Genomic DNA, 23357 nt, shown 5'->3' with positions numbered 1-23357 from the left:
AGCGCAACGCGAGCGCCCCGAATTTCTGGGACAGCGCCAGCCTGGCCGATCTCGACCTCGTGCAGGGCATGGCCGACCAGTTGCCGGGCAGCCGGCGCAAAGCTGTCGGCGCTGCCGACTCGGCGCGCCAGGCCTATCGTCAGGCTATCCAGCGCGGGGCCAGCGTACGCGAGCGTTCATCGGTCACCGAGCACCTCGACTTCCTGCGCCTGAATTTCCCGGACGACGACCCGTTGAGCGGGCTGATTGACCAGATCAAGGAGGACCTCGCATGAGCCCCCGCCAAAACCCAGCCAAACCGCGCCCGGCAGCCACCACTGCCACCACGGGCGCAGCCCAGAAGACCATTCGACGCCGGACTGCAACCAGCGTTGAGCCGGCTACGGTCGTCACCAAAACCCGGAGCAAATCAACGCCAAAGCAAGCCGCTCCGAAAGAAAAGGCGGTGAGGAGAACGGCAAAACCCCGCGCCGCGCCGCTCCCACCGCCGGCCGCCACCCCGAAGCCGGCCAGATCACGTGGCGCCTCGCGTTCGGCAAATGCTACGGTCGACCGGAAAAATGAGCCAATTTCGCAATTCACCCTGGCCAACGTCAGCCACGACACCCGCGTCGCGCCGAACTTTCTGGTCTATGAATTGACCCGTTCCGAGCTCGCCGACCGGCGCGGCATCGATAACCATTTCGCGACCGACCAGGAGTTGCGCGCCGCCATCCATCTCGCCCGCGAAGTCCTCCAGCCGATTCGCAACCAGTTCGGCAGCTTCACGCCGAACAGCGTTTTCCGCGGCCACCCGCTCGAACGGGCGCTCAAGAACAAGCCGGCAAGCTGGCTGAGCACCAGCCAGCACGCGCGCGGCGAAGCCTGCGACATCGAGATCGTCGGTATGAGCACGCTGGCCTTGGCCAACTGGGCGAAAGACCACCTCACGGCTTTCGACCAGATCATCTGCGAGTGCTACGACCCGGCCAAAGGCCCCAACTCGGGCTGGGTGCACATCTCGCTCAAGGCGCCGGGCAGCGGCGAAAACCGCCGCCAACTGCTGAGCTACATCGCCGACCACGGCAAGATGGTCTACGTCCCCGGCCTGCGCGCCACGGCGCTGGCCTGAACCATGGCTTCCGGCAAGATCTTCTTCCTGCTCGTCGTCGCCACGCTGCTGGCGCTGATCGGCGCCTGGATCGTCGCCCAGCGCTATCGGGCGAGCATGCAGCGCCTCATGAAAGCGCCGGTCGCCGCATCATCGGGCGCTAGCGCCCCGGCCCCGGCACGTCAGCACCAGGCGACATTTCCGACACTCGCCGACAACGATGACGCCCACCGTCGGCTGCTCTTTTCCTTCATCGGCCTGACCTTGGTCATCGCCCTGACCCGAACGATCATGACCCAGATCATCGCCGACGGCCCGATCACGCTCAAAACCGTCGCCACCCTCGGCGCCGCCTATGCCTGGCCGGTCTTGCCCGTGTTCGCCGTGATTGGCCGCTGGTCGCGGCCGCGTTTCGTCGGTGCCATGCTCGGCTGGCTGGTCCTCGCCATCGCCCTGCTCAGCTGGCGAACGAACGAAAACATCAGCTTCGCCCAGGTCGTCGGCTGGATGCTGTTCGACACCGGCCTGCCGCTCATCGTCGTCACCGCGCTGTGCCTGGGCGGCGCGACGCGCGCCGTCGGCCCCTGGCTGGCACCGCTGTTCATCGTGTTCAGCGGCTCGTCGCAGCTCGGCCTCGATCTGCTCGCCGCCATGATCGAGGCCGAAAGCCCGTTCGTCGTTTGGCTGGCCGGCTGGATGGGCGCCACGACGGCCTTCGCGCTGTTTGCCGTGCTGCCCTGGCTCATCGCCTGGTGGCCGGCCCGGGCGCTGGGCCGCTGGCTGGCGGCAAGCTACCGCGAACGACGCATTTCCGAACTGTTCTACCTGTTCACCGCGGTGTGGACCATCGCGCTGGTCGGCCCAGCGCTCGGCGCCATCCACGAGCTTGGTGGCTGGGCCATCATCTGTTTTGCCCCGCTGTTGTGGATTCCGCTCGGCGCCCTGCTCATGCAGCGCTTCGCCGTGCCAAGCAGCACCCCACCCACCCTGCTCATCCTGCGGGTCTTTCAGCAGGATGCCAACGCCCAGGCCATTTTCGACCGCGTCATCGAACGCTGGCGCCTGAGCGGCAACACCGTGCTCATTGCCGGTACCGACCTGGCCGACCGCACCATCGACGCCGACGACGTATTCACCTTCCTCGACGGTCGTCTGGCCGAGCGTTTCATCGCGCAAGCGGGCGAGATCGAATCGCGTCTGCAGCAATTCGAGTTCGAGCCGGATGTCGAAGGACGCTACCGGATCAACGAGTGCTATTGCCACGACAACACCTGGCAACAGGCGCTCGACCGGCTGGTCGGCATCAGCGACGTGGTGCTCATGGACCTGCGCAATTTCAAGGCAAAGAACGCCGGCTGCATCCATGAACTCGGCGTCCTGGCCAAGGCGCCAAACCTCGCCCGCGTCGTCATCCTGACCAACAGCCAAACCGAACTCGCCGCCGCCCAGGCTGCCGTGGTCAACGCCCCGGCCGACCGTTTCGTCTGGATCGATCAGGGCGACGACCTCAAACCAGCCGATGTTCTCGCCACCCTGTTCCCCGCCTCTACGCCCAACGCCGCCCGCTAGCCCCGACACAAGGAGACTCCCGTGAATCAACAAGTCCTCGCCCGCATGAAGGCCGCCGGCCCGAAAAAAATCCTCGCCTGCGACGGTGGCGGCATTCTCGGCCTGATGAGCGTCGAAATCCTCGCCAAGCTCGAAGCCGATCTGCGCACCCGTTTCAGCAAGCCCGGCCTCGTCCTCGCCGACTATTTCGATTTCGTCTGCGGCACGAGCACCGGGGCGATCATCGCCAGCTGCATTTCGACCGGCATGAGCACCGATCAAATCCGCAAGTTCTACACCGACAGCGGCCAGCAGATGTTCGACAAAGCCTCGCTGCTCAAGCGCCTGAAATACAGCTACAACGACGAGCCGCTGGCCAAAAAACTGCGCGATGAACTCGACAAGGCGCTGCACCACACGGCCAGCCCGGCTGAACCGAATGCCGTGCTGGGCGATGCCGGGCTGCGCACGCTGCTCATGATGGTCATGCGCAACGTGACCACCGATTCGCCATGGCCGGTCAGCAACAATCCGCTGGCCAAATACAACGATGTGGCGCGCCCCGACTGCAACCTCAAGCTGCCGCTCTGGCAACTGGTCCGCGCCAGCACCGCCGCGCCCGTCTTTTTCCCGCCGGAAGTCGTCACCTTCGGCGAGGGCACGGCCAAGCCCTACGAATTCATCTTTGTCGACGGCGGCGTGACGACCTACAACAACCCGGCCTTTCTCGCCTTCCAGATGGTCACCGCCGCACCGTACAAGATCAGCTGGCCGACCGGCGACGACCAGCTGCTCATTGTTTCGGTCGGCACCGGCAGCACGGCCAAGGCGCGGCCCGATGTCGATGCCGACGATCTGTGGCTGCTCGACAACGCCAAGAACCTGCCCGGCGCCCTCATGAACGCCGCCTCGGCCGGCTGGGACATGGCCTGCCGCGTCGTCGGCGACTGTCGCTTCGGGCCGAAAATCGACCGCGAGATCGACGACCTCGTGCCCAGCGAAGCGGCCCCGGTCACCTCGACCATTCCCAAGCAGTTCGCCTACGTTCGCTACGACCCGGATGTCTCGCAAGCCGGTCTCAACGCCCTGGGCCTAGCCGAGATCAAGGCCGAGCAGGTCCAGGTCATGGATTCGGTCAAGCACATGCCGCAAATCCAGCGCGTCGGCACCACCTATGCCGCGAAATACGTCAGCCTCAACCACCTGCGGGGCTTCGCATGAAAACCTGTTTCGTCATCCAGGGCTTCGGCAAGAAGACCGACTACACCGACGGCCGCGTCCTCGACCTCGACGCCTCCTACGCCATCATCAAGGAAGCCGTCGAGGCGGCCGGGCTGCAATCGATCCGCGCCGACGAAATCCAGCATTCGACGGTAATTGACGTCCCGATGTACGAAATGCTGCTGCAAGCCGACGTCGTCATTGCCGACCTGTCGACCTACAACGTCAATGCCGCCTACGAACTCGGCGTGCGCTATGCCCTGCGGCCGCGCACCACCATCGTCGTCGCCGAGGAAGGCTTCAAGAATCCGTTCGACGTCGGCCACATCGCCATCCGCCGCTACAAGCACCTCGGCGAGGACATCGGCGCCCGCGAGGCGGCCCGCTTCAAGACGGAACTGAAGACGGCAATCGAGGAAATCCTCGCCTCGAATCGCGCCGACAGCCCGGTCTATACCTTCCTGCCGCAGCTCACCCCGCCACAATGGGCCGCTGCACCAGCGGCAGTGCCAGCCCCGACCTTTGCCGCGCCGCCACAGGCGCGGGGCGGTTTGTTCACCATCGCTGCGGCCAGCCCGCCCGAATTCATCGATGAATCGGTTGCTGGCGCCGCCCCGGAACCGGTTGCCACACCCAAGGCGATGCTCGACGAGGCCTTGGCCAAAATCAATCCGCCCGCTGGTGGCGCCAGTGATTTTGCCGGGGCCCGTGCCCTGTTGCAGAAGGTCAGCGAGCTACGCCCGAACGACCCCTTCGTCACCCAGCAACTGGTCGTCGCAACCTACAAGTCAAAGCAGCCCGATGCGCAAAGCGCCTTGATCGAAGCGCGCGGCATCATGGAGCAATCACTCGCCCCGGCCTCGACCAACGACCCGGAAACCCTCGGGCTGTGGGGGGCCATCCACAAACGCCTGTGGGAACTGCACGCCCGAGCGGATGACCTCAATGCTGCGGTCGACGGCTACGAACGGGGATTTTCGCTGCGCCGCGACTGGTACAACGGCATCAATTACGCCTTCCTGCTCGATCTGCGGGCGGTCGAATGGCTCAAGGCCGGCAATAAGGACGACGCCATTGCCGACTCGGTACTCGCCCGTCGTGTCCGCAGCGAAGTCGGCCGACTGGCCCAAGCGCCGGCCGAAGACAAGGATGCCGACCCGATGAAGCGCTTCTGGGCCGTCGCCACCCTGTGGGAAGCCGCGCTCGGTCGCGGCGATGCGGCGGAGACGGCACGCTGGGGCGCCGAGGTGGAAGCCCTCGCGGTGCCGCAATGGATGCAGGACACACGGCTCGACCAGGGGCGCAAACTGGTCGAATTGCAGAAGGCGTTTGCCGCGCTTTCTGCGACTGGCGGAGCCTAGCTGCAAGCTATCGAGCCAGGGCCCTTTTGGCCAATCAAATCTTGATGATTGTGTCGCTATAGAGCGCTACCGTTGCGTCGTGAGTCATGAGTCTCATTGGCTCAACGAGCGCCTGTGCAACAAGGATACGGTCGAAGGGATCGTGATGGTGCGCGGGCAAGTCCTCAACTGCAATGGCATGCTCCGCCTCAATGGGAAGTTGTCGATATCCGGATCCCACAAAATAGCGCAGAGCATCTTGTCCAGAAATCGGCATGTCACCGCGACCCAGCGAGTGTTTGATGGCGATTTCCCAAATGCTTGCCGTACTAACCCAGACATTCGTTTTTGGCGAGGCTATCAAGTCGCGAGCCTTGGCTGACAGTTTCGGACTATCGGTAATGGCCCACAACGCAACATAAGTATCAAGCAGAAGGTTCAAGCTGAAACCCCACCCATGAATAACCGGGAGACTTCATCGTTATTCGCATCGATGGTATCCGGCACCACGAACACGCCTTTAGCCAAGCCGATACGCTGACCAGCGGGAGCGGCATCCATCGGAACCAGTTTGGCCGCAGGGCGCCCATTCCGGGCAATTACAATTTCTCGTTCCTGGCCTTGCTCGATGGCGTCGACCAGACGCGACAACGACGTTTTGGCTTGAAGCATGTTGACAGCTTGCATGGCAACCTCCTTAAATCAGCTGTTAGTCTAGTCTGGTCAACCAGCAACATCAAGGTAAAACGGGGACGTTTGCATTCATGGCGGACTCCCCCGCGCCTATTCTTGACTTAGTTCTGAAGTGTGGCCTGGATGGGCGGGCCGGAGGCTTGACTGTGATTGCTACGGTCAACCGGAAACATTGGCCAAAATTGAAATCGGACCTCGGCTCAGAAGTCAGACACTTCAACTGACGCGGGAACGACACCTTCGGGCGACTCCCTAACTCCGACGAACGCCAACCTGGCGTTGCAACTGCAGCAGCAGCGCCAGCGTCTCGTCGCGGGCGGCGAGAAGTTCGGGGATGTAGCTCCGTGACGCCTCGATCTTGCCATCGCGCCAGCAGTTATCGATCTGTCCAGCGATTTCGTGGATGCGCTGGTGCGGGCGGTCGATTTCGGCAAACACCGGGTGGCTTTCATAACGGCGCCGGGTATCACCGAAATACCACTGGCCGAATTCGCAACGGGTCGCGTTGTCGATGTGCGCGCACGGCGCCGGCAGCCCCTCGTTGGTGGCATAGACGATCTGGCTGACCCAGTTGCGCAGCTGGATTTCGGCAATCAGCATCGGGTAATCGGCGGCGTCCCAATACAGGTCGCTGATCTCCCGCCACATCGGGTCGGGCTGCCATTGCCTTACCCAGTCGACGATCTTTTCGGCCGGCATCGGCTTGGCGATACCGTAGCCCTGAGCGTGATCGCAGTTGAGCTGGAGCAGCAGGCGCCCGTGTTCGACGGTTTCGACACCTTCGGCGATGATTTCGCGCTGGAAGGCGCTGGCCAGGCTGATGACGCCCTGGACGATGACCAGATTGTTGTAATCGCTGAGAATTTCGCGGACAAAGCTCTGGTCGATCTTGATGATCTCGGCCGGCAAGCGCTTGAGGTAGGTCAGCGATGAATAACCGGTGCCGAAATCGTCGAGCGAGAAGCGCACACCGAGGGCGCGGCACTCGTCGATGACCCGCGACGTCTTGGCGACATCTTCGAGCGCAGCGGTTTCAAGGATTTCCATTTCCAACAGATGGGCCACATCCGGGTGGAGAAACAGCGCCGCCTTGAGCTTTTCGACAAACTCGGTGGCCTGCAGCTGCTTGCTGGCGACATTGACGCTGACCGTCAGATCGAGCCCGGCGGCGTGCCAGACTTCCAGCTGGCCGAGCACCATCTCAATGACCCAATCGCCGATCAGCTTGATCATCACGTCATCATTGATCAGGGGCAGGAACTCGCTCGGCGCCAGGATGCCGTGCTCCGGGTGGTTCCAGCGAATGAGGGCTTCGGCACCAGTCACCTTGCCCAGCCGCATGTTGACCTTGGGCTGGTAGTAGAGAATGAATTCGTGGTTATCGAGCGCCTGGCGGATGCGGTTGAGGCGGTCGCGACGGCTGCGCGTGTGACGGTCCTGCTCGGCGTCGAAAATCTGGAAGCAGTTCTTGCCGGCCTGCTTGGCCCGGTACATGGCCTGGTCCGCATGGCGCAGCAGGGTGTCGGGGTCCTCGTCGTCATGCGGAAAGAGCGTGACGCCGATACTGGCCGAAATGCTGATGGGTTCGGGCAGGAGGGTCAGCGGCTTGGCGATCCAGGCCTGCAGGCGACGGATCGCTTCCTCGCTTTCGGCTTCGCTGGCAAAACCAAGCAGGAGCAGGACGAACTCGTCACCGCCGAGACGTGCCACAGTGTCGCCGCCGCGCACGACCTGGCGCATGCGGTTGGCGATTTCGATGAGCACCCTGTCGCCGGCGCCATGCCCCCAGGTGTCGTTGACCGGCTTGAAACTATCGAGGTCGAGATAGCAGATGGCCATCATCGAAGCGGTGCGACGGGTCTGGGCGATGCCCTGGACGAGACGGTCGGCGAGCAGCGTGCGGTTGGGCAGCTCGGTCAGTGAATCGTAGTAGGCCATCTGCGTGAGCTGCGACTCCTGCGCCTTGAGGCGGCCGATGTCGGAGAAGACGGCGACGAAGTTGGTGAGATTCCCGGCGGTGTCGCGCACGGCCGAGATCGACAGCAGTTCCGGGTAGATTTCGCCGTATTTGTTGCGATTCCATATTTCACCGCGCCAGCTGTCAGTTTCGTTGATGCTCTTCCACATCGCCTCGTAGAACTCGCGGTCGTGACGACCGGACTTGAGGACGCGCGGATTGCGGCCGATGACTTCGCTGCGTTCCCAGCCGGTGATGCGCGAGAAGGCAGGGTTGACGTCGAGGATATTGCCCGCCGCGTCAGTCAGCGTGATGCCGTCGTGGGCACTGCGGAAGGCCGTGGCATGCAGGGTCAGCTGCTTTTCGACGGCGAGCTGCCCGGCGTAGCGCTCGCCGAGTTCGCGGTTGGCCGTGGCCAGCGAACGACGTGCCTGATCGAGCCGGAAGAACAGGAAAGCGAGGAAGGCCGTGAGGAGGATGGCCAGCGCGTAAAGCGCCATGCGGTAGCCCATGGCCAGGTGGTGGGCCCGGGCGTGCCCGGCCGCGTAGGCGCTAGCCAGCCTGTCGAGCAGGACATCGCTGCCCTGGCTGGATATTTCGGCCATCAGGGCATCGATCGAACGCAGGTAGGCGCCGATGGTGTCGCCGTGGCGAATGATGTTGTCCACGAAATGCTTCTGCACCGAACCCTCCGCCAGGTCGACCAGTTCCTTGCGTACAAGACGGATGCGTTCGCCCCCTTCAAGACTGGGGGCATGGGCGTTGGCCAGCACTTCGCGCGCATATTTTCCGAGCGGATCGCGCAGTTTGCCCGGCAACGCGGAGTGGGCGTGTTGCAGGGTTTCGAGAAAGGCTGAGGAGGCAACCGGAAAGAAGGAAATCGAATTGCGCAGGATGGCATTCTCACGTTTGAACTGGTCCACCAGTTCGGCCTTGCGGCTCAGGGCCTGCTTCAGTTCGGCGGCGGCCGCCGCGACGGCGACGCTATCTGCGACGGCGAGAAATCCGGGCGCATGGCCGACCTCCCTGGCCAGCACTTCGACCCGCTGCAGGTAGCGCGTCATCGCGTCGTAATTGCGCACTTGTTCGAGACGGTTAGCCAGAATTTGCCCTTCGACGCGCGTATCGAGTTCGCCGAGGTCGCGTAGCTTCTGGGTGTAAGCAAAGTGCGCATCGGGCGAGACGTTTTCGGCCAAGGAAAAGAGCCCGGTCAGAGCCGCCACGAAGAAGCCGACAAACAGGGCAAGGCCCAGTCGGAGCTTCCGTTTTGGCATAGCCAGCAAGCCTTCGGAAAAGTTCATTGCAGGCGCGTCCCTTCCCACTCGCCGGTCAGGGTCCGCAGGAAAGCGACAATCGCCTTGACGTCTTCATTCGACAGTTCGCGGCCAAGCTGGTAGCGCCCCATGACAATCACCGCCTCTTCGAGCGAAGCGGCCGAGGCGTCATGGAAGTACGGCGGTGTCACGGCAACGTTGCGCAGGCCGGGTACCTTGAAGACATGGCGATCCTTGTCGAGTCCGGTGACATTGAAGCGGCCGAGATCGGCCTGGCGGTCGGGCCTGGCCGCAAAATAGTTGTCCATCACGCCGAAGCGCTGAAACATGTTGCCGCCCAGGGCGGCGCCCTGGTGGCAACTGGCGCAGCCGAAATCGAGGAAACGCTGGTAGCCGACACGTTCGAGCGGATCGAGCGCCGCCTTGTCGCCGAGCAGGTAGCGATCGAAGGGACTGTTCGGCGTGAGCAGGGTGCGCTCGAAGCTGGCAATGGCATCGACAATCGTTTCGCCGGTAATGCCCGCCTTGTAGACTTGGCCAAAGGCCTCGCGATAGGTTTCGTCGCGGCTGAGCTTGGGAATGATCTCGGCCCAGTTCGAGCCCATTTCGAGCGGGTTGTGCACCGGCCCGGCGGCCTGCTCTTCGAGACTGGCGGCGCGACCATCCCAGAACTGGACGAAATTGAGGCTGCTGTTGAACACCGTCGGCGCATTGATGCTGCCCTGGCGGCCGTCGATGCCGACCGAAACAGGCCGCCGGTCGCTACCGCCGCTATCGAGCCGGTGACAGGTGGCGCAGGCGATGCTGTCGTTGTGCGACAGGCGGGTTTCGAAAAACAACTGCCTGCCGAGCGCGACCTTGTCCGCCGGCAAGTCGGGAACCGGTGGCAGCGGCAGCAGTGCAGCGGACCCCGACAGCGTATTCTGCAGCGACTGGCTATCGGAAGTCAGCGGACGACGGTCCGTTGTGGCATCGCCGCGCATCCCGAAATAGCCGGCGGCAACCGCCAAGAACACGAGCATAAATACAAGAATTGTGCGAAAGCTCATGGCTTAATTATAGAACTGGCAAAGGTTTCATGGCCTTCCAATACGAAGGCCCTCCGCCAACGGGAATTTCACTCAGCGACGCAGAGACGCCACCGCCGGCAGGAAAACTTCCGTCACCAGCACTTGCTGCAGCCCGAGGCGATGCAGCGAGCGGCGCGCCCACAGGGTGTCGCCCGCCACACCCAGGGCAGCGGCGCGCTGAAAGAGCGGGTGGCGTCTGTCGAGCCGGCGAAACTCGATGGCACCGCGCTTGAAGCCGGGATGGGTGAACAGCAGCGAGCCGAGCGAGTTGCTGCCGAGGCGGGCCAACCAGCGGCTGAGGCGACCATGGCTGACGGTCGACAGCGTGGTGTGGGCAAAAATGACCGGCACGCCGTCGCATTCGAGCGCCACTTCGCGGATCCAGGCCGGGGCGCGCGATGGTTCAAGGCGCAGCCCTTCATCAGCCAGCGCCCGGCCCTTTTCGTAGCGCAGCAGGCGAATGCGAAGCGCACTGCAGTTGCGCTGGCAACGCGCCGTTAGCGAGCCCGGTTCGGTCAGCCAGGCGGCCAGGTCTGCATCAAGGGGCGCACCGGTCGGGCGGGCACGCCATTGGTTTGGAACCATTATTGTGGACGCGGCGCCTTGTCCAGACCGCCGAGCTTGACACCGGGCTTGAGGCCGCGCTGGGCGAACCAGCCGAGATTCATTTCCAGCGCATAGCGCGCCGGGCGGCGGGCGCAGTGGTTGTCTTCGGTCTGCGGCTGCATGTCTTCGATGTTGATGATTTTGCCTTCACCGTCCATGAAAGCGACCGAGAGCGGCAGCAGGGTGTTGCGCATCCACATGCAGTGCGTGTTCTCGTGATTGAACACGAAGAGCATGCCGCGCTGGGCGGGCATGGCCTTGCGGTTCATCAGGCCGACTTGCCGGTTCTGGTCGGTAGCCGCCACTTCGGCCTCGATGCGGTGGAAGCCGGCAGTCAGTTCGATGACCGGCATGGCGCCCTGCGCCCAGGCCGTGGCGCTCACAAGCAGACCGGCCAACAGGCCGACGAGTGTCTTATTCATTGAATTTTCCTTGCAAATCCGGGTAACTACCGTCGATCTTGCGCCACTCACCAAGGGCCAGACCGTCCACCGTCGCCGCCCCGATGGCGGCCCGGATCAGACGGAGCGTAGGATAACCGATGGCCGCCGTCATCCGCCGCACCTGGCGGTTTTTGCCTTCGGCAATGCGGATTTCGAGCCACGCGGTCGGGATCGCGGCGCGATAGCGGATCGGCGGCTCGCGCTGCCAGAGGCCAGGCGGCTCGGCGATCAGCCGTACTTTTGCCGGCTGGGCAGTGAAATCAGAGAGCGCGATACCGGCGCGCAGCTTATCGAGCGCCGCTTCGTCGGGCACACCTTCGACCTGCGCCCAGTAGGTTTTTTCCAGCTTGTGTTTCGGGTCGGCGATCTTCGCCTGCAACTTGCCGTCGTCGGTCAGGATGAGCAGGCCTTCGCTGTCGGCATCAAGCCGGCCGGCGACATAAACGCCCTTGACCGGAATGAATTCATCCAGCGCCCGCCATTTGCCTTCCGGGGTGAACTGGCTAAGAACGCCGTAAGGCTTGTTGAAGAGGACGATGGAGGACACGCGAGCGGGTTTCACGAACTGGGCAGGATTTCAATTTTCGCCGATTTTTCGGGTTGACCGTAGGAGTGGCCGGAAAAAGGCGGAACCGACAAGGACGAACCGCCGTCCAAGTATTGTCCCGCTCCTGCCGTTTGCCGCACCCGACATCCGGCTCTTTTGGCGGCGACAAGGAGGTTCATCATGTCACTGACTCACTTCCCGGCGATGCTGATATCGGAAACCGAAGGCTGGTCCGATATTGAATGCAGCCACCTACCCTCCCGTTCTCTGATGTTCGGGCTGGTCGTCCCGCTCTCGATTATTCCCCCGGCGATGTTCGCCTTTGCTGAACGGGCTTATCCCGGTGCGATTTTTCCGCTCTCCGTACCGGCGATCACCGGCGGCCAATTGCTGGCCAGCGGTATCGTTCTGTTCGCCGTGCAACTGGCCATGGTTTCCTTCATGGCCATGCTGATCCAGCGCATGACCAGCGACCAGGATCACGATCCCGGTTACGAGAAGGCCTACACGCTGGCGGCCATTGCGCCGATACCGCTGTGGCTGTCGTCACTGGCGTTGTTCGTGCCCAGCCTGGCTGTCAATTTGTTGATCGTGGCGGCGGCCTGGCTGGCTTCGGCGGCGCTGATCCGGCACGGCGTGCGGCCGCTGCTCAAGGTCGACGACGCGCGCAAGGCCCACACCATCTCGAATCTAGTGACCGCCGCCGGCGTCATGGCCTGGATTACCCTGATGATCATCTCGGCCGCCCTGCTCAGCACCCTGCAGGGGCTCGCGGCCTTGTTCTGAATGGGCTTTATTCGCGCAGTTGCTTAAAGCTGTCGAGGAAAGCCGATTTGGCGTCCACCGGCATGAGCGGCTGGATGCTTTCGGGCAGGGGTCGAATGCCCCGAAGATTGGCCCAGGCTTCGGTCGAGTGCGGCATGAGGTCGCGCTTTTCCGTGGCCAGGGCAACCAGATCGGCGGCCTTGATCGCCGGGTCAAGGTGTTCAAGGTCGACAGCAAAACGCTCGCCGATGATCTGCATGACGCGGGCTTCGATGAGGCTGAATTCCGGAAACAGGTTCTTGAGCGGCTTGACCATGTCGCCGAGGTAGGCTTCGGCGGCATCGTGCAGCAGGGCCGCCAGGCGAAGCGGCGCCGGCACCAGTTGCATGACCATCAGGCTGTGCTGGGCCACCGAATAGAATTCGCGCGTCTGGCCGTTGAAGCGGCACTGGTAGGCCAGACCGTGCGCAATGTCCTCAATGGCGACATCGTCGATATGCGGTCGGGTCAGAAAAAAACGGTGACCGAGAAAGGTCGAAACGTAGGGGCTATCGAACATGGCCGCCAGTTTATACGCCGAGCAGGCAGCGCTCGATCTTGGCGGCACAGATGAAATCATTTTCCGACAAGCCGCCGATGGCGTGCGTCGTGTAGCGCACCCGGCACGTCCGGTAGCCGACCTCTAGATCGGGATGGTGGTTCTCGCGATGCGAAATCCAGGCAGTTGCATTCACAAAAGCCATGGTTTCGTAATAGTTGCGAAACTGGAAAGCCTTGCTGATCTCTGCCCCCGTTTGCGCCCAGCCGTCGAGGCTCGGCAACAGCCGGTCGATTTTTTCCTGAGATAACGGCGGCGTTCCCCCCTCACAGGGCACACAGCTCCTTTCACTCAAATTGCAGACGGTTTCCATGGCATGACTCCTCGTTGGCGCCCAAATGCCGGACAAAGACAATCAGGCCAGGCGGCGCCTGCTGTCGGCGAAGTGAAAAGGCCGATACCGGCTTAATGCTTCGTAGACCGCCAGGCCGAGCTGTAAAAGCCGTAGCCGTCGGGCGCCGCGCTGTCCTCCTCGGCATTTTGCTGGGCCGCCAGATCGACTTTCTTGTCCCAGTAAAGCAGGCGTCCGTCGTGTTGATCGACCAGCACCTCGGGATGGTCAACCAGAAACCGATCGATGAAATGCGTGTATTCCGAGACATATCCGCGATCCATTGCGGCGACCGGATGCGCTGCGCTGCCCCGATGGAACAGCCTGTTGATGAAATTGCTCATCGCCCTTCCTTTCACGTTAGAAGGCCAGGTCATGCGCCCACTATCCATGCCTTCAGGCAGCATCGAATCTCGATGACGTTACGGCGCCGAACCTGTCAAGAATGGCCAGTAATCGCGCCACTCTGCCATTCGATTCATCGTGATGGGCGAGGTTCCCGCCGGCCGCTTTTCGCCACAACCCAGCGCAGCCGGAACCGGGCGCCGATAGCAGTTGATATGTTTTAAGGAATTGATTCTGAGTGTATTCATCAGAATTATTGGTGCCTTGGGCGAGACTCGAACTCGCACAGCTTGCGCCACTACCCCCTCAAGATAGCGTGTCTACCAATTTCACCACCAAGGCTACGGCATCCGGGGATGCTTGCGTGTTTTGTTCATCGAGGAGGGGCGCGATTCTAGCGGGGAATTGCCCCGCTGTTAAGCCCCTCAGTGGTAAAAGGCGTAGCCGATGAGGATGGCGCCGACCAGCCCGACGGCATCGGCGATGAGGCCGCAGGCCAGGGCGTAGCGGGTTTTGGTGATATTCACGCTGCCGAAATAGACGGCCAGGACGTAGAAGGTAGTTTCGGTCGAGCCCTGGATGATGGCGGCGAGTTTGCCCTGGAAGGAGTCGACGCCGTAAGTGGTCATGACGTCGACCATGAGGCCGCGGGCGCCGCTGCCGGAGAGCGTTTTCATGAGGCCGACCGGCAGCGCCGGGACGAAATCTGCGTTCAGGCCGAGGGCCAGAACGAGGCTGCGGATGGCGCCGATCAGGACATCCATGCCGCCGGTCGTGCGAAAGACCGAGATGGCGACGAGCATGGCGATGAGGTAGGGGATGATCTGGACGGCGACGCCGAAGCCTTCCTTGGCGCCATCGACGAAGCTTTCGTAGACGTCGATGCCGCGCCACGCAGCGATGGCGACGAAGAGAACGATGATAGTGACGATCAGCCCGCTGCCAAGCAGGCCGATCATTTGCGCCATCTGGCTGGGCGGCATGCCGCCCAGCCAGAAATAGAGCCCGGCCATGAGCGCCGCGAAGCCGCCGAAGAAGGCCAGAACAGGTTTGCAGAAGAGGTTGATGCGTTGCCAGATGGCGACGGCGACCAGCCCGGCGCAGAAGGAAACGAAGGTACCAAGCAATGTCGGCAAAAAGATGTCGGCGGCGTTGAAGCCGATCAGTCCCTGTTTGAGCGCGATGCTCTGGCGAATGGCGATGACCGTCGTCGGGATCAGCGTGATGCCGGCCGTGTTGAGGACCAGGAACATGATCATCGGGTTGCTGGCGGTGTCTTTTTGCGGATTGATTTCCTGCAACTCGCGCATGGCTTTGAGGCCGAGCGGCGTCGCCGCATTGTCGAGGCCGAGCATGTTGGCGCTGACGTTCATGACGATGCTGCCGCTGGCCGGATGGCCGGCCGGAATATCGGGAAAGACGCGGCGAAAGAAGGGTGCGACGAGGCGGCTGAAGAGTTCGATCAGGCCGCCCTTTTCACCGATTTTCATGATGCCCAGCCAGAGGCTCATGATGCCGACCAGGCCGATTGAAATGTCGAAACCGGTTTTGGCCGTATCGAACAAGCCGGTCAGGACGCGCGTGAAGACATCGAGGTCGCCCTGCAGCAACTGCGCCACCGCCGCAACGAAGCCGACGAGGATGAAGGCGACCCAGATTTTATTGAGCACAGGCGGATGACGGCAGGGTTGAGAGGCAGCCAGTCTAGCCGGCCGACGCCGCTCCCGGCAACGACATCACGCCGGAAGCGAGGGCAAGCCCCACGCCGCGCGCCGCGCCGCGTACTCGGCCTGCGGCAATTGGACGAGCACGGGTGTGGCGGCGGCATCGAGCCAGCCGGCGATGTCGCTCATGTCGGCCAGCGCCAAGGCCGTGCATCCTGCCGTCGGCACGCCCTCATCTTCCCAAACGTGGAGAAAGATGCACGAACCGGCGCCAGGAACGGTTGGATCGGCGTTGTGCGCCACGACCGCACCAACGGCGTAACGCCCGTCGCCGCGCCGCATGTTTTCGCACGACACCCAGTCCGGCGTCACGGCGGTTTGATCGACGATGCGGTTGTAATGCGCCGAAGCAGGGTCGTCGATGGCCTTGAGGTCGGGCGTGGCTGGCAGGTAGGGGAGCTTGGCGGTGCGGGCAAACGGGCTGTCCGCTGCGGCGTCGCCGAACAGCGTGGTGATGGCGAAAATGCCAGCCGGCGCACGACCATCGCCCTCGCACTTTTCCCGCCCGTCGACTGCCGGGTGAAGGCCGCGCCCCCAGGCCAGCCCGGCGCGGCCGAGGCTGACCGCGATTGCCGGGCCGATCGGGCGCCAGTCGTCAGCGTCGGTTGTACGCGCGAATCGCTGCAATTTCGCGGCGCTGCAATCCCAGCCCGGCGCAATGACGAGCAGCAACTGCCGGGACGATGCGACGACAGTGAGAGGAAAAACAATGGACGGCGGCATGCGTGCAGTTCAGGAAGGGTAAGCGACGATTCCATTTTTGGCCGATATTTCCGGTCGACCGTGGTATCGGCCCATTCTATGTCGCGCCACGGTCGTTGTGCTGGCCGACCACATGCGGCACCATGAACAGGCCCGCGCACCGACAAGCCTGAACAGCGCGTTGTCGTGCCGCTAAAACAGTCCCGGCGCAGCCTGGCCAACGGGACACCAAGGAGATGATCGTGAACGCATTGAGAAAATCCGCCGCAACGCTCGGCCTGGCCGGCCTTCTGGCCCTCGGCGGCTGTGCGCCGATGCAGTACCCGGGATGGGAGCGCGACTACCCGCCCATCGCCTATTCGCGGGATCTTTATCCCGGCTACGGATCGGTTTACGCCATCGACCTGATCCGCCCCGAGCGCGACAGCGGGATTGGCGTCGGTGCCGTCGCCGGGGCCGTGATCGGTGGGCTGATCGGCCATCAGGTCGGCGAAGGCAGCGGCAATACGGCAGCCACGGTGATCGGTGCGGCGGGCGGCGCGCTGATCGGGCACCAGATCGAAAAGGCCAACCAGCCGCAAGGCGACCAGTTCCGGCTCACCATCCGCATGGAAAACGGCGGCTACCAGACGCTGATCCAGAACACCGATTTCGTCGATCTGCGCGTCGGCGACCGCCTGCACATCGACAACGGCGGCGCCGTTCGGCGTTACTGAGCCCAACAAACGACAACGCCCCGGAAAACCTCTCCGGGACGCTTGCTGAGCGGAGCAGGATCAGGCTGCGACCTTCTTGCACTCCTTGAGGCAGGCAGCGCAGGATTCGGCGCAGGCCTTGCATTCTTCGTGGTGTTTCTCGTGCTTGCGGCACTCCTTTTCGCAATTGGCGCAGACGTCGGCCGCGACCCTGGCCAGGGCCGGAACGAATTTCGAATCCTGACTGGCCAGTTTCAACAGCGCATTGCAGGTAGCCAGCATTTCACTGACCGACACGGAGCAGGCGGCGACGGTCTTGTCGCCGTTGCCAAGCAGGTAGAGGCAATGCGCCAGACAGGCCTCGCCGACTTTCAGACAGTCGGCGCTGGTGTCGATCAGCGCCGCATTGCGTTTACCCGCCCCGACCGGGCCGGACGGATGGTGATCGTGTTCGCCGGCCGCCTGGGCGCTGGCCGAGATCGCACCGGCCAGGGTGGCGGCCACGGTTTTCAACATGTCGCGTCGTTCCATGATTTCTCTCCCGTTTCTTGGTTGCCATGACTGCATGTGCCATGGAAGTGAATGGCCATGCCACGGTCAACCGGAAATTGGGCAAAAAAAGAAATTCCGCAGCGCCTCGTCGCTGATGACCGACCCGCCATAGATCCGCCAGTTCAGCCGAAGAGTCGGCCGGGCCAGGAGTGTCTGGGTATGTTATTGCTCATTGTCCCCGGCCTCCCGGTCATTGCTTGTCAGCAAGCAGCCCTAATGTACGCCTGCCACATTGCCGGGGGAGCCATGCTCCCGTTCATCCTGCCTGGCGTGCTGCATTGCGTAACGCCAGATGAAAACCGCCATGACCAGAATGAAGCCGATGGTGATCAAGCTCAATATGCCAATATCGGACGTGAATAACAGTTCCCATGCCATGAGTCTTCTCCATTTAATGGTGAATAGGGATGAATTCGATTTGCTGCCCGCTTTTATGTGCAAGACATATGCCCGGTGCTCGCCGGAAGAAAATAGCGGGCCGTGGTGACGGGAAAACGACGCACCAGGGAGAAGACTGGAACCAGCCGAAATCAGCACTGCGACGGCCGCTTCGACGTGCAATCAAAAGCTCGCGCAAGGGTAGCGAGCCACTGTTGCACGGGCGCGAGCGCAGGCTTTACACACCCGCACGACCGCCAATTATGTCAATCAACAGAAAAATGCCGCCAGAATTGGCACCAACCCCCTGGCCACCGACAGGGCTGCGGTCACGTAAGCGGAGCGGGTGCCGCTCCGCGAAGGCCCCTCGGGCCGGCCGAGGCGGTTAGGTTGGAAGCCGGCATTCGCCGGCTGCGACGCATTCCCGGTTCACAGCGGGGTGAGGAAAAGTACGTCGGATTTCAATGGCGGTCGTTTGCGCCTCTTCCCCTGGGAGGAAAGGAGGAGGCGCCGTTGGGCACAGCCGGCTTCCGGATAGCTTTATAGCCAGATACGTGCCATGGGCATAACCAGAAATGGCACCATTAAAAATCAACGACTTGAATAACAATGGGCAAGGAAGCTCCACCATTTACGCCAGAATTGTCAGTCAAGGCTGACAACGGCACCTTCCACGGTCAACCGGACATTTCGCCCAAATTTGCAATCCCGCTCAGTGGCTCGTGCCTTCCGACTTGGTGATCTTGTTCCAGACGTTGTACTTGCCGACCGGCTTCTTCATCGGCAGGCGCTTCACTTCCTTGAGCGTCGCCGCGTCGTAGATGATCAGCGCGCCGTCCATCTCCCACAGGCTGGCCAGGACGTACTTGCCGTCTTTCGTAAACTCGGCGTGGGCGAAGGTTTTGCCCGGCTCCGGCTTCAGTTCAGCGACGACTTCCAGCGTTTCCTTGTCGATGATCTGCATGGTGTCCTTGAACTCGCGGCTCATCATCGAATCGGTCCACGCATAGCGGCTGTTTTCGTGGCTACGCATGAAAAAGCCGGGGCCGCGCGTCTTGATCTGCTTGATCGTTTGCCAGCTCTGCATGTCGATGACGCTGATCAGGCCTTCGTTGAGGTTGGGCGTCGCCATAACCGTTCTATCCTGCCATTTCCACGAGATGCCGGAACCGAGGTGGGGCATGCCGGGCAATTCGAGGTCGGCAATCTTCTTGCGCGCGTCGAGATTGACCACCTGACCGCTGACTGCGCTCTTCGCGTCGTTGCGCGAGGCGCCCATGACCTCGTCGTAACCCGGAGTGAAATAGAAATCGTCGAGGTAATCGTCGAGCTGCGTGCGCTGCGGGTTGAGGAAACCGGGGATGAAGGCGCCTTCCTGATATTTGTAGTCGTGGATCATGCCGGCCGGAATGGCGTCGGCCTTCGGGTTGTACGAGATTTCCCAGACCTCTTTCACATCCTTCAGCGCGGCAACGAAGCTCTGGCGCGGACTGGCATCGTAGACGGCCGAAACGCGCGAACTCCTCGCGCCGTCCTTGTCGGCCACCGGCAGGATTTTCTTGAGATTCAGATCGGCGTCGAGAATGACCAGGCTGTGCGGCAGGTAGTTGGCCACCGCCACCCACTTGCCGTCGCCCGATACCGCGGCGTTGCGCGTATTGATGCCGGCGCGCACTTCGGCAATCACCTTCAAATTCCACAGGTCGAACTTGGTGATCCAGCCATCCCGTGAGGCGAAAAAGACATAGCGGCCGTCCGGCGTAAATTTCGGCCCGCCGTGCAGGGCAAAGCGCGACTGGAAGCGGTGGATCGGTTCCAGCTTGTCGCCATCGAGGATCGAAACATGGTGATCGCCGCTTTCCACGACGACGAACAGGTTGAGCGGATCGGCCGTGAACTGCGGCTGGTCGGGCAGGCTGCCCGGCGCGTGATTGACGATCCGCGAAGCGTTGATTTCCTTCTCACCCCAGGCCGGCATCGGCTTGATCGGCGTATAGACGTACTCGACCAGCGCCTTGATCTCGTCGGCCGCCAGCGTCTGGCCAATGCCGAGCATCTGTGTCGCCGGCCGGCCGTCGCGGATGACCTTCTCCGCCTCCGGCTTGCGCAAGCGGGCCAGGTTCTCCGGAATCAGCGCCGGGCCGATGCCGCCCAGCCGGTCGGCGCCATGGCAGGCGGCGCAGTGTTGCTTAAAGTTGTCGCCGACATCAGCCGCGGCGCTCATTGCTACGGTCGACTGGAAAAACAGGCCAAAAATGAAAAGTCCCAACGCCCTGATTTTCATAACCCGATTTCCTCATCGGAAAGGTAGCAGCCCGGGTCTTCGGCCCAGGCATCGCCGGTCATCTGCTGGGCGCGAACGCGGGTGTTGCCGTTGCAGATCGACAAATAAGCGCACGCCCCGCAGCGCCCCTTGACGGCGCGCGGCTGCTGCTTCAACCCGGCCATCAGCGCATCCGAGGTATCCGGCCAGATCTGCGAAAACGGCCGATCCTTCACATTCCCCAGGTTGTGATGCCACCACATGGTGTCCGGATGGACATTGCCGAGATTGTCGATATTGGCGACATTGACCCCCGACGAATTGCCGCCCCACTGACGCAGCTTGGCCTCGACATGGGCCGCACTTCCGGGAAAACGCCGGCGCACCCAGTGCAGGAAATAAACGCCGTCAGCATCGTTGTTGCCGGTCGTGAATTCCTTGTTGAGCCCGCGCTGCTGATATTCCCAGCAGGTTTCGAAAAGCAGGTCCATCGCCTGCCGGGTGAGCTGGTATTGCGCGTCGTCCTTGCGGTTCTTGTTGCCGCGCCCGGCGTAATTGAGGTGCGAAAAATAGAAACGATCGATGCCTTCGTCCTCGACCAATTTGAGCAGGCCGGGCAGGTCGGCGGCGTTGTCCTGCGTCATCGTGAAGCGCACGCCGATCTTCAGACCAAGGTCGCGGCACAACCGGATGCCCTTGAGCGAGGCCTCAAAAGCGCCGTCCATCCGGCGGAACTTGTCGTGCGTCGCGCCCAGGCCGTCGAGCGAAACGCCGACGTAGTTGAAATCGCACTCGGCAATCCTGGCGATGTTGGTCGCGTCGATCAGCGTACCGTTCGACGACAGCCCGACGTAGAAGCCCTTGGCCTTGGCGCGTTTGGCGATGGCGTAAATATCCGGCCGGAGCAGCGGTTCGCCGCCGGACAGGATGAGCACCGGCACCTTGAAGCCCCGAAGGTCGTCCATGACCGTGAAAACCTGGTCGGTGCTCAGTTCGCCGGGGAAATTCGTATCGGCCGAAATCGAATAACAATGCTTGCAGGTCAGGTTGCAGCGCCGGATCAGGTTCCAGATGACGACCGGGCCGGGCGGGTTGCGTTTCGGCGCGAGCGGCGTCGGCGCGGCGCTTAGTTGCGTTATTTCCTGCATGTACTGAGAAATGCGAAACATGAACGTCCTTGTTCTGGGCTTGCGGCCATTCAACGGCAGCCCGTCGCCCCATTCCTTGATCCGCGTCAACCGCCGGGACAATGGGGCGTTAGGCGGGCACGCCAAACCCTGCGGTATACTTCGCCAATGAATCCGAACGAACAGAATTTAGCCGGCAACGAGCCCGCTCTGCCCAGTCGCTGGACGACCGAGCTTGAGGCAAAACTGGCCACCGGCGAAAAGGTCCAGGCGTGGATCGAGATCGACCTCGACCATCGACTACGCTTTGCTTCCGGCCTCGTCCTCGTCACCGACCGCCGCTTCCTCGCCTTCGCCCCGGGCGACACGAGCTGGCAGGAATGGCCGCTACGCGACGGGCTGACGCTCAACCACAACGACCACGCCGGTGTCGGCACGCTCGAACTGGTCGACGAAAACGCCCTGCTCGCCACCTGGCGCTACACCCTGGCCAAGAACCTGGCCGCCCTGCGCGTTATCACCGAATTCGACCTGCACCGCGCCAGCATCGTCTCCGGCCAGCCAGTCCTACGGTCAACCGAAGATTGCTGCCCAAAATGCAAGGCGCCGCTGCCGCCCGGCGAAGACGAATGCCCGGTGTGCAACCGCGAAGCGACGGTTGCCCCATCAACATGGACGCTGTTCCGCCTCTGGCGTTTCGCCCGGCCCTACCGCTGGCAGCTGATTACCGGTTTTGTCCTGACCCTGGCTTCGACCGCCGCCCAACTCGTGCCACCCTACCTGACCATGCCGCTCATGGACGAGGTGCTGATCCCCTTCCAGAACGGCAAGCCGATCGACTGGCCGCTGGTCCTCACCTACCTTGGCGGCCTGTTCGGCGCTGCCGCGCTGGCCTGGGGTCTGGGCTGGATACGCACCTATATCCTGTCGCTGGTTTCCGAGCGCATGGGCCGCGACCTGCGCACGCAAACCTACGACCACCTGCTCGGCCTGTCGCTCGAATACTTCGGCGGCAAGCGCACCGGCGACCTCATGGCACGGATCGGCAGCGAAACCGACCGCATCAACATTTTCCTCTCGCTCGACCTGCTCAACTTCGCCACCGACGTGCTGATGATCACGATGACCGCCGTCATCCTGTTCAGCATCAACCCGTGGCTGGCGCTCGTCACCCTGCTGCCGCTGCCGATCATTGGCTGGCTCATTCATTTCGTGCGCGAAAAGCTGCGCACCGGCTTCGAGAAAATCGACCGCGTCTGGGCCGAAGTCACCAACGTGCTGGCCGACACCATTCCCGGCATCCGCGTCGTCAAGGCCTTTGCCCAGGAGAAGCGCGAAGGCGAGCGTTTCCGCGCTGCCAACGAGCACAACCTGGCGATGAACGACAAGCTCAACAAGACCTGGTCGGTATTCACGCCGACGGTCACCCTGCTCACCGAAGTCGGCCTGCTCGTCGTCTGGGTTTTCGGCATCTGGCAGATTTCCAAGGGGGCCAGCACGGTCGGCGTGCTCACCGCCTTCCTCGCCTACATCGGCCGCTTCTACACCCGGCTGGACTCGATGAGCCGCATCGTCTCGGCCACCCAGCGCGCCGCGTCGAGCACCAAGCGCATCTTCGATATTCTCGATCACGTGTCGAGCGTCCCTGAACCGACCAACCCGGTGCACCTGTCCGGCGTTACCGGGCGGCTTGAACTCAAGAAAGCCAGCTTCCGCTACGGCACCCGCTCGGTCACCCGCGACGTTGATCTGGTCATTCACCCCGGTGAAATGATCGGCCTGGTCGGCCATTCCGGCTCGGGCAAGTCCACGCTGGTCAACCTGATCTGCCGCTTCTACGACGTCTCCGAAGGCCAGGTCCTGATCGACGGCGTCGACGTCCGCTCGGTACCCGTCGCCGAATTCCGCCAGCACATCGGCCTCGTGTTGCAGGAACCCTTCCTGTTCTTCGGCACCATCGCCGACAACATCGCCTACGGCAAACCCAACGCGACGCGCCAGGAAGTCATCGCCGCCGCCCGCGCCGCCCACGCCCACGAATTCATCCTGCGCCTGCCGCACGGCTACGACTCGCTGGTCGGCGAACGC

At 62.5% G+C, this 23357-nt stretch carries 24 protein-coding genes and 1 tRNA gene; 8 read left to right on the top strand and 17 right to left on the bottom strand.

Annotated features, from left to right (window positions below):
- The 5 genes from ADADOO_RS03485 to ADADOO_RS03465 form a co-directional block, all read left to right on the top strand.
- On the top strand, window positions 1-275 hold a 275-nt coding region (locus ADADOO_RS03485), incomplete at its 5' end, for a hypothetical protein (protein ID WP_511275051.1).
- Entirely contained in the window at window positions 272-1111 is an 840-nt protein-coding gene (locus ADADOO_RS03480; RefSeq protein ID WP_511275049.1) for a D-Ala-D-Ala carboxypeptidase family metallohydrolase, read from the top strand. The genes ADADOO_RS03485 and ADADOO_RS03480, both read left to right, overlap by 4 nt.
- Window positions 1112-1114: 3 nt before the next feature.
- The gene (locus ADADOO_RS03475; RefSeq protein ID WP_511275048.1) at window positions 1115-2659 is read left to right on the top strand and encodes a hypothetical protein; all 1545 of its coding nucleotides are present in this window, start codon (window positions 1115-1117) and stop codon (window positions 2657-2659) included.
- A 21-nt stretch (window positions 2660-2680) separates the two neighbouring features.
- Complete coding sequence (locus tag ADADOO_RS03470) at window positions 2681-3859, top strand: patatin-like phospholipase family protein (RefSeq protein ID WP_511275046.1); 1179 nt, start codon at window positions 2681-2683, stop codon at window positions 3857-3859.
- Window positions 3856-5220, top strand: a complete 1365-nt coding sequence (locus tag ADADOO_RS03465; protein WP_511275044.1) for a TRAFs-binding domain-containing protein — start codon at window positions 3856-3858, stop codon at window positions 5218-5220. Before ADADOO_RS03470 ends, ADADOO_RS03465 begins: the two co-directional genes overlap by 4 nt.
- Before the next feature lie 34 nt (window positions 5221-5254).
- On the opposite strand, the gene ADADOO_RS03460 is transcribed toward ADADOO_RS03465, so the two are convergent.
- The 7 genes from ADADOO_RS03460 to ADADOO_RS03430 form a co-directional block, all read right to left on the bottom strand.
- Window positions 5255-5641, bottom strand: a complete 387-nt coding sequence (locus tag ADADOO_RS03460) for a type II toxin-antitoxin system VapC family toxin (protein ID WP_511275042.1) — start codon at window positions 5639-5641, stop codon at window positions 5255-5257.
- Entirely contained in the window at window positions 5638-5886 is a 249-nt protein-coding gene (locus ADADOO_RS03455) for a type II toxin-antitoxin system Phd/YefM family antitoxin (RefSeq protein WP_511275040.1), read from the bottom strand. Before ADADOO_RS03455 ends, ADADOO_RS03460 begins: the two co-directional genes overlap by 4 nt.
- 258 nt (window positions 5887-6144) lie before the next feature.
- A complete protein-coding gene (locus ADADOO_RS03450) occupies window positions 6145-9150 on the bottom strand; it encodes an EAL domain-containing protein (protein WP_511275038.1) in 3006 nt (1001 codons plus the stop codon).
- A complete protein-coding gene (locus ADADOO_RS03445) occupies window positions 9147-10172 on the bottom strand; it encodes a cytochrome-c peroxidase (RefSeq protein WP_511275037.1) in 1026 nt (341 codons plus the stop codon). Before ADADOO_RS03445 ends, ADADOO_RS03450 begins: the two co-directional genes overlap by 4 nt.
- Window positions 10173-10244: 72 nt before the next feature.
- Window positions 10245-10778, bottom strand: coding sequence for a chorismate--pyruvate lyase family protein (locus ADADOO_RS03440; protein WP_511275035.1), 534 nt, complete (start codon window positions 10776-10778; stop codon window positions 10245-10247).
- Complete coding sequence (locus ADADOO_RS03435; protein ID WP_511275033.1) at window positions 10778-11221, bottom strand: DUF192 domain-containing protein; 444 nt, start codon at window positions 11219-11221, stop codon at window positions 10778-10780. The genes ADADOO_RS03440 and ADADOO_RS03435 overlap by 1 nt, the downstream gene beginning before the upstream one ends.
- Window positions 11214-11789 carry a pseudouridine synthase gene (locus ADADOO_RS03430; RefSeq protein WP_511275031.1) on the bottom strand — a complete coding sequence of 192 codons (576 nt, stop codon included), beginning with the start codon at window positions 11787-11789 and terminating at the stop codon, window positions 11214-11216. Before ADADOO_RS03430 ends, ADADOO_RS03435 begins: the two co-directional genes overlap by 8 nt.
- A 180-nt stretch (window positions 11790-11969) precedes the next feature.
- Between ADADOO_RS03430 and ADADOO_RS03425 the strand changes: the two genes are divergently transcribed.
- Window positions 11970-12575 carry a YIP1 family protein gene (locus ADADOO_RS03425; protein ID WP_511275030.1) on the top strand — a complete coding sequence of 202 codons (606 nt, stop codon included), beginning with the start codon at window positions 11970-11972 and terminating at the stop codon, window positions 12573-12575.
- Window positions 12576-12582: 7 nt separating this feature from the next.
- Here ADADOO_RS03425 and ADADOO_RS03420 read toward each other — a convergent pair whose 3' ends face one another.
- The 6 genes from ADADOO_RS03420 to ADADOO_RS03395 form a co-directional block, all read right to left on the bottom strand.
- On the bottom strand, window positions 12583-13113 hold the full coding sequence (locus tag ADADOO_RS03420; RefSeq protein WP_511275028.1) for a hypothetical protein: 531 nt from the start codon (window positions 13111-13113) through the stop codon (window positions 12583-12585).
- A gap of 10 nt (window positions 13114-13123) precedes the next feature.
- Entirely contained in the window at window positions 13124-13465 is a 342-nt protein-coding gene (locus ADADOO_RS03415; RefSeq protein ID WP_511275027.1) for a 4a-hydroxytetrahydrobiopterin dehydratase, read from the bottom strand.
- Between the two features lie 92 nt (window positions 13466-13557).
- Window positions 13558-13827, bottom strand: coding sequence for a DUF3460 family protein (locus tag ADADOO_RS03410; RefSeq protein ID WP_511275026.1), 270 nt, complete (start codon window positions 13825-13827; stop codon window positions 13558-13560).
- A 258-nt stretch (window positions 13828-14085) separates the two neighbouring features.
- A tRNA-Leu gene (locus tag ADADOO_RS03405) sits at window positions 14086-14170 on the bottom strand.
- 83 nt (window positions 14171-14253) lie between these two features.
- Window positions 14254-15498: a spore maturation protein gene (locus ADADOO_RS03400; protein ID WP_511275025.1), complete on the bottom strand. Its 1245-nt coding sequence runs from the start codon at window positions 15496-15498 to the stop codon at window positions 14254-14256.
- 66 nt (window positions 15499-15564) lie between these two features.
- Window positions 15565-16275 carry a L,D-transpeptidase family protein gene (locus tag ADADOO_RS03395; protein ID WP_511275023.1) on the bottom strand — a complete coding sequence of 237 codons (711 nt, stop codon included), beginning with the start codon at window positions 16273-16275 and terminating at the stop codon, window positions 15565-15567.
- A gap of 221 nt (window positions 16276-16496) precedes the next feature.
- Here ADADOO_RS03395 and ADADOO_RS03390 point away from each other — a divergent pair, with 221 nt between their 5' ends.
- Window positions 16497-16970, top strand: coding sequence for an outer membrane lipoprotein (locus ADADOO_RS03390; RefSeq protein ID WP_511275021.1), 474 nt, complete (start codon window positions 16497-16499; stop codon window positions 16968-16970).
- A 60-nt stretch (window positions 16971-17030) separates the two neighbouring features.
- Here ADADOO_RS03390 and ADADOO_RS03385 read toward each other — a convergent pair whose 3' ends face one another.
- The 4 genes from ADADOO_RS03385 to nirJ form a co-directional block, all read right to left on the bottom strand.
- Window positions 17031-17480, bottom strand: a complete 450-nt coding sequence (locus ADADOO_RS03385) for a four-helix bundle copper-binding protein (protein ID WP_511275019.1) — start codon at window positions 17478-17480, stop codon at window positions 17031-17033.
- Window positions 17481-17714: 234 nt separating this feature from the next.
- The gene (locus tag ADADOO_RS03380) at window positions 17715-17879 is read right to left on the bottom strand and encodes a DUF3149 domain-containing protein (protein ID WP_511275017.1); all 165 of its coding nucleotides are present in this window, start codon (window positions 17877-17879) and stop codon (window positions 17715-17717) included.
- A gap of 712 nt (window positions 17880-18591) precedes the next feature.
- A complete protein-coding gene (locus ADADOO_RS03375; RefSeq protein ID WP_511275015.1) occupies window positions 18592-20163 on the bottom strand; it encodes a cytochrome D1 domain-containing protein in 1572 nt (523 codons plus the stop codon).
- Window positions 20160-21311, bottom strand: a complete 1152-nt coding sequence (gene nirJ / locus ADADOO_RS03370) for a heme d1 biosynthesis radical SAM protein NirJ (protein ID WP_511275013.1) — start codon at window positions 21309-21311, stop codon at window positions 20160-20162. Before nirJ ends, ADADOO_RS03375 begins: the two co-directional genes overlap by 4 nt.
- 126 nt (window positions 21312-21437) lie before the next feature.
- Between nirJ and ADADOO_RS03365 the strand changes: the two genes are divergently transcribed.
- Window positions 21438-23357: cyanophycin metabolism-associated ABC transporter (locus tag ADADOO_RS03365; protein ID WP_511275011.1), on the top strand; the 1920-nt coding region annotated here is incomplete at its 3' end.

The organism is Azonexus sp. (genome assembly GCF_036170495.1).
Classification (GTDB): Bacteria; Pseudomonadota; Gammaproteobacteria; order Burkholderiales; family Rhodocyclaceae; genus Azonexus.
The sequence above is the reverse complement of the archived record's forward strand: the minus strand, read 5'-3'. Positions and strand labels throughout refer to the sequence as shown.

Excerpts from the sequence above, each read along its gene's own strand:
- ADADOO_RS03480 (WP_511275049.1), top strand. The coding sequence starts at position 272 with ATGAGCCCCCGCCAAAACCCAGCCAAACCGCGCCCGGCAGCCACCACT.
- ADADOO_RS03475 (WP_511275048.1), top strand. The coding sequence starts at position 1,115 with ATGGCTTCCGGCAAGATCTTCTTCCTGCTCGTCGTCGCCACGCTGCTG.
- ADADOO_RS03465 (WP_511275044.1), top strand. The coding sequence starts at position 3,856 with ATGAAAACCTGTTTCGTCATCCAGGGCTTCGGCAAGAAGACCGACTAC.
- ADADOO_RS03455 (WP_511275040.1), bottom strand. The coding sequence starts at position 5,886 with ATGCAAGCTGTCAACATGCTTCAAGCCAAAACGTCGTTGTCGCGTCTG.
- ADADOO_RS03450 (WP_511275038.1), bottom strand. The coding sequence starts at position 9,150 with ATGAACTTTTCCGAAGGCTTGCTGGCTATGCCAAAACGGAAGCTCCGA.
- ADADOO_RS03445 (WP_511275037.1), bottom strand. The coding sequence starts at position 10,172 with ATGAGCTTTCGCACAATTCTTGTATTTATGCTCGTGTTCTTGGCGGTT.
- ADADOO_RS03440 (WP_511275035.1), bottom strand. The coding sequence starts at position 10,778 with ATGGTTCCAAACCAATGGCGTGCCCGCCCGACCGGTGCGCCCCTTGAT.
- ADADOO_RS03435 (WP_511275033.1), bottom strand. The coding sequence starts at position 11,221 with ATGAATAAGACACTCGTCGGCCTGTTGGCCGGTCTGCTTGTGAGCGCC.
- ADADOO_RS03425 (WP_511275030.1), top strand. The coding sequence starts at position 11,970 with ATGTCACTGACTCACTTCCCGGCGATGCTGATATCGGAAACCGAAGGC.
- ADADOO_RS03420 (WP_511275028.1), bottom strand. The coding sequence starts at position 13,113 with ATGTTCGATAGCCCCTACGTTTCGACCTTTCTCGGTCACCGTTTTTTT.
- ADADOO_RS03415 (WP_511275027.1), bottom strand. The coding sequence starts at position 13,465 with ATGGAAACCGTCTGCAATTTGAGTGAAAGGAGCTGTGTGCCCTGTGAG.
- ADADOO_RS03410 (WP_511275026.1), bottom strand. The coding sequence starts at position 13,827 with ATGAGCAATTTCATCAACAGGCTGTTCCATCGGGGCAGCGCAGCGCAT.
- ADADOO_RS03395 (WP_511275023.1), bottom strand. The coding sequence starts at position 16,275 with ATGCCGCCGTCCATTGTTTTTCCTCTCACTGTCGTCGCATCGTCCCGG.
- ADADOO_RS03385 (WP_511275019.1), bottom strand. The coding sequence starts at position 17,480 with ATGGAACGACGCGACATGTTGAAAACCGTGGCCGCCACCCTGGCCGGT.
- ADADOO_RS03380 (WP_511275017.1), bottom strand. The coding sequence starts at position 17,879 with ATGGCATGGGAACTGTTATTCACGTCCGATATTGGCATATTGAGCTTG.
- ADADOO_RS03375 (WP_511275015.1), bottom strand. The coding sequence starts at position 20,163 with ATGAAAATCAGGGCGTTGGGACTTTTCATTTTTGGCCTGTTTTTCCAG.
- nirJ (WP_511275013.1), bottom strand. The coding sequence starts at position 21,311 with ATGTTTCGCATTTCTCAGTACATGCAGGAAATAACGCAACTAAGCGCC.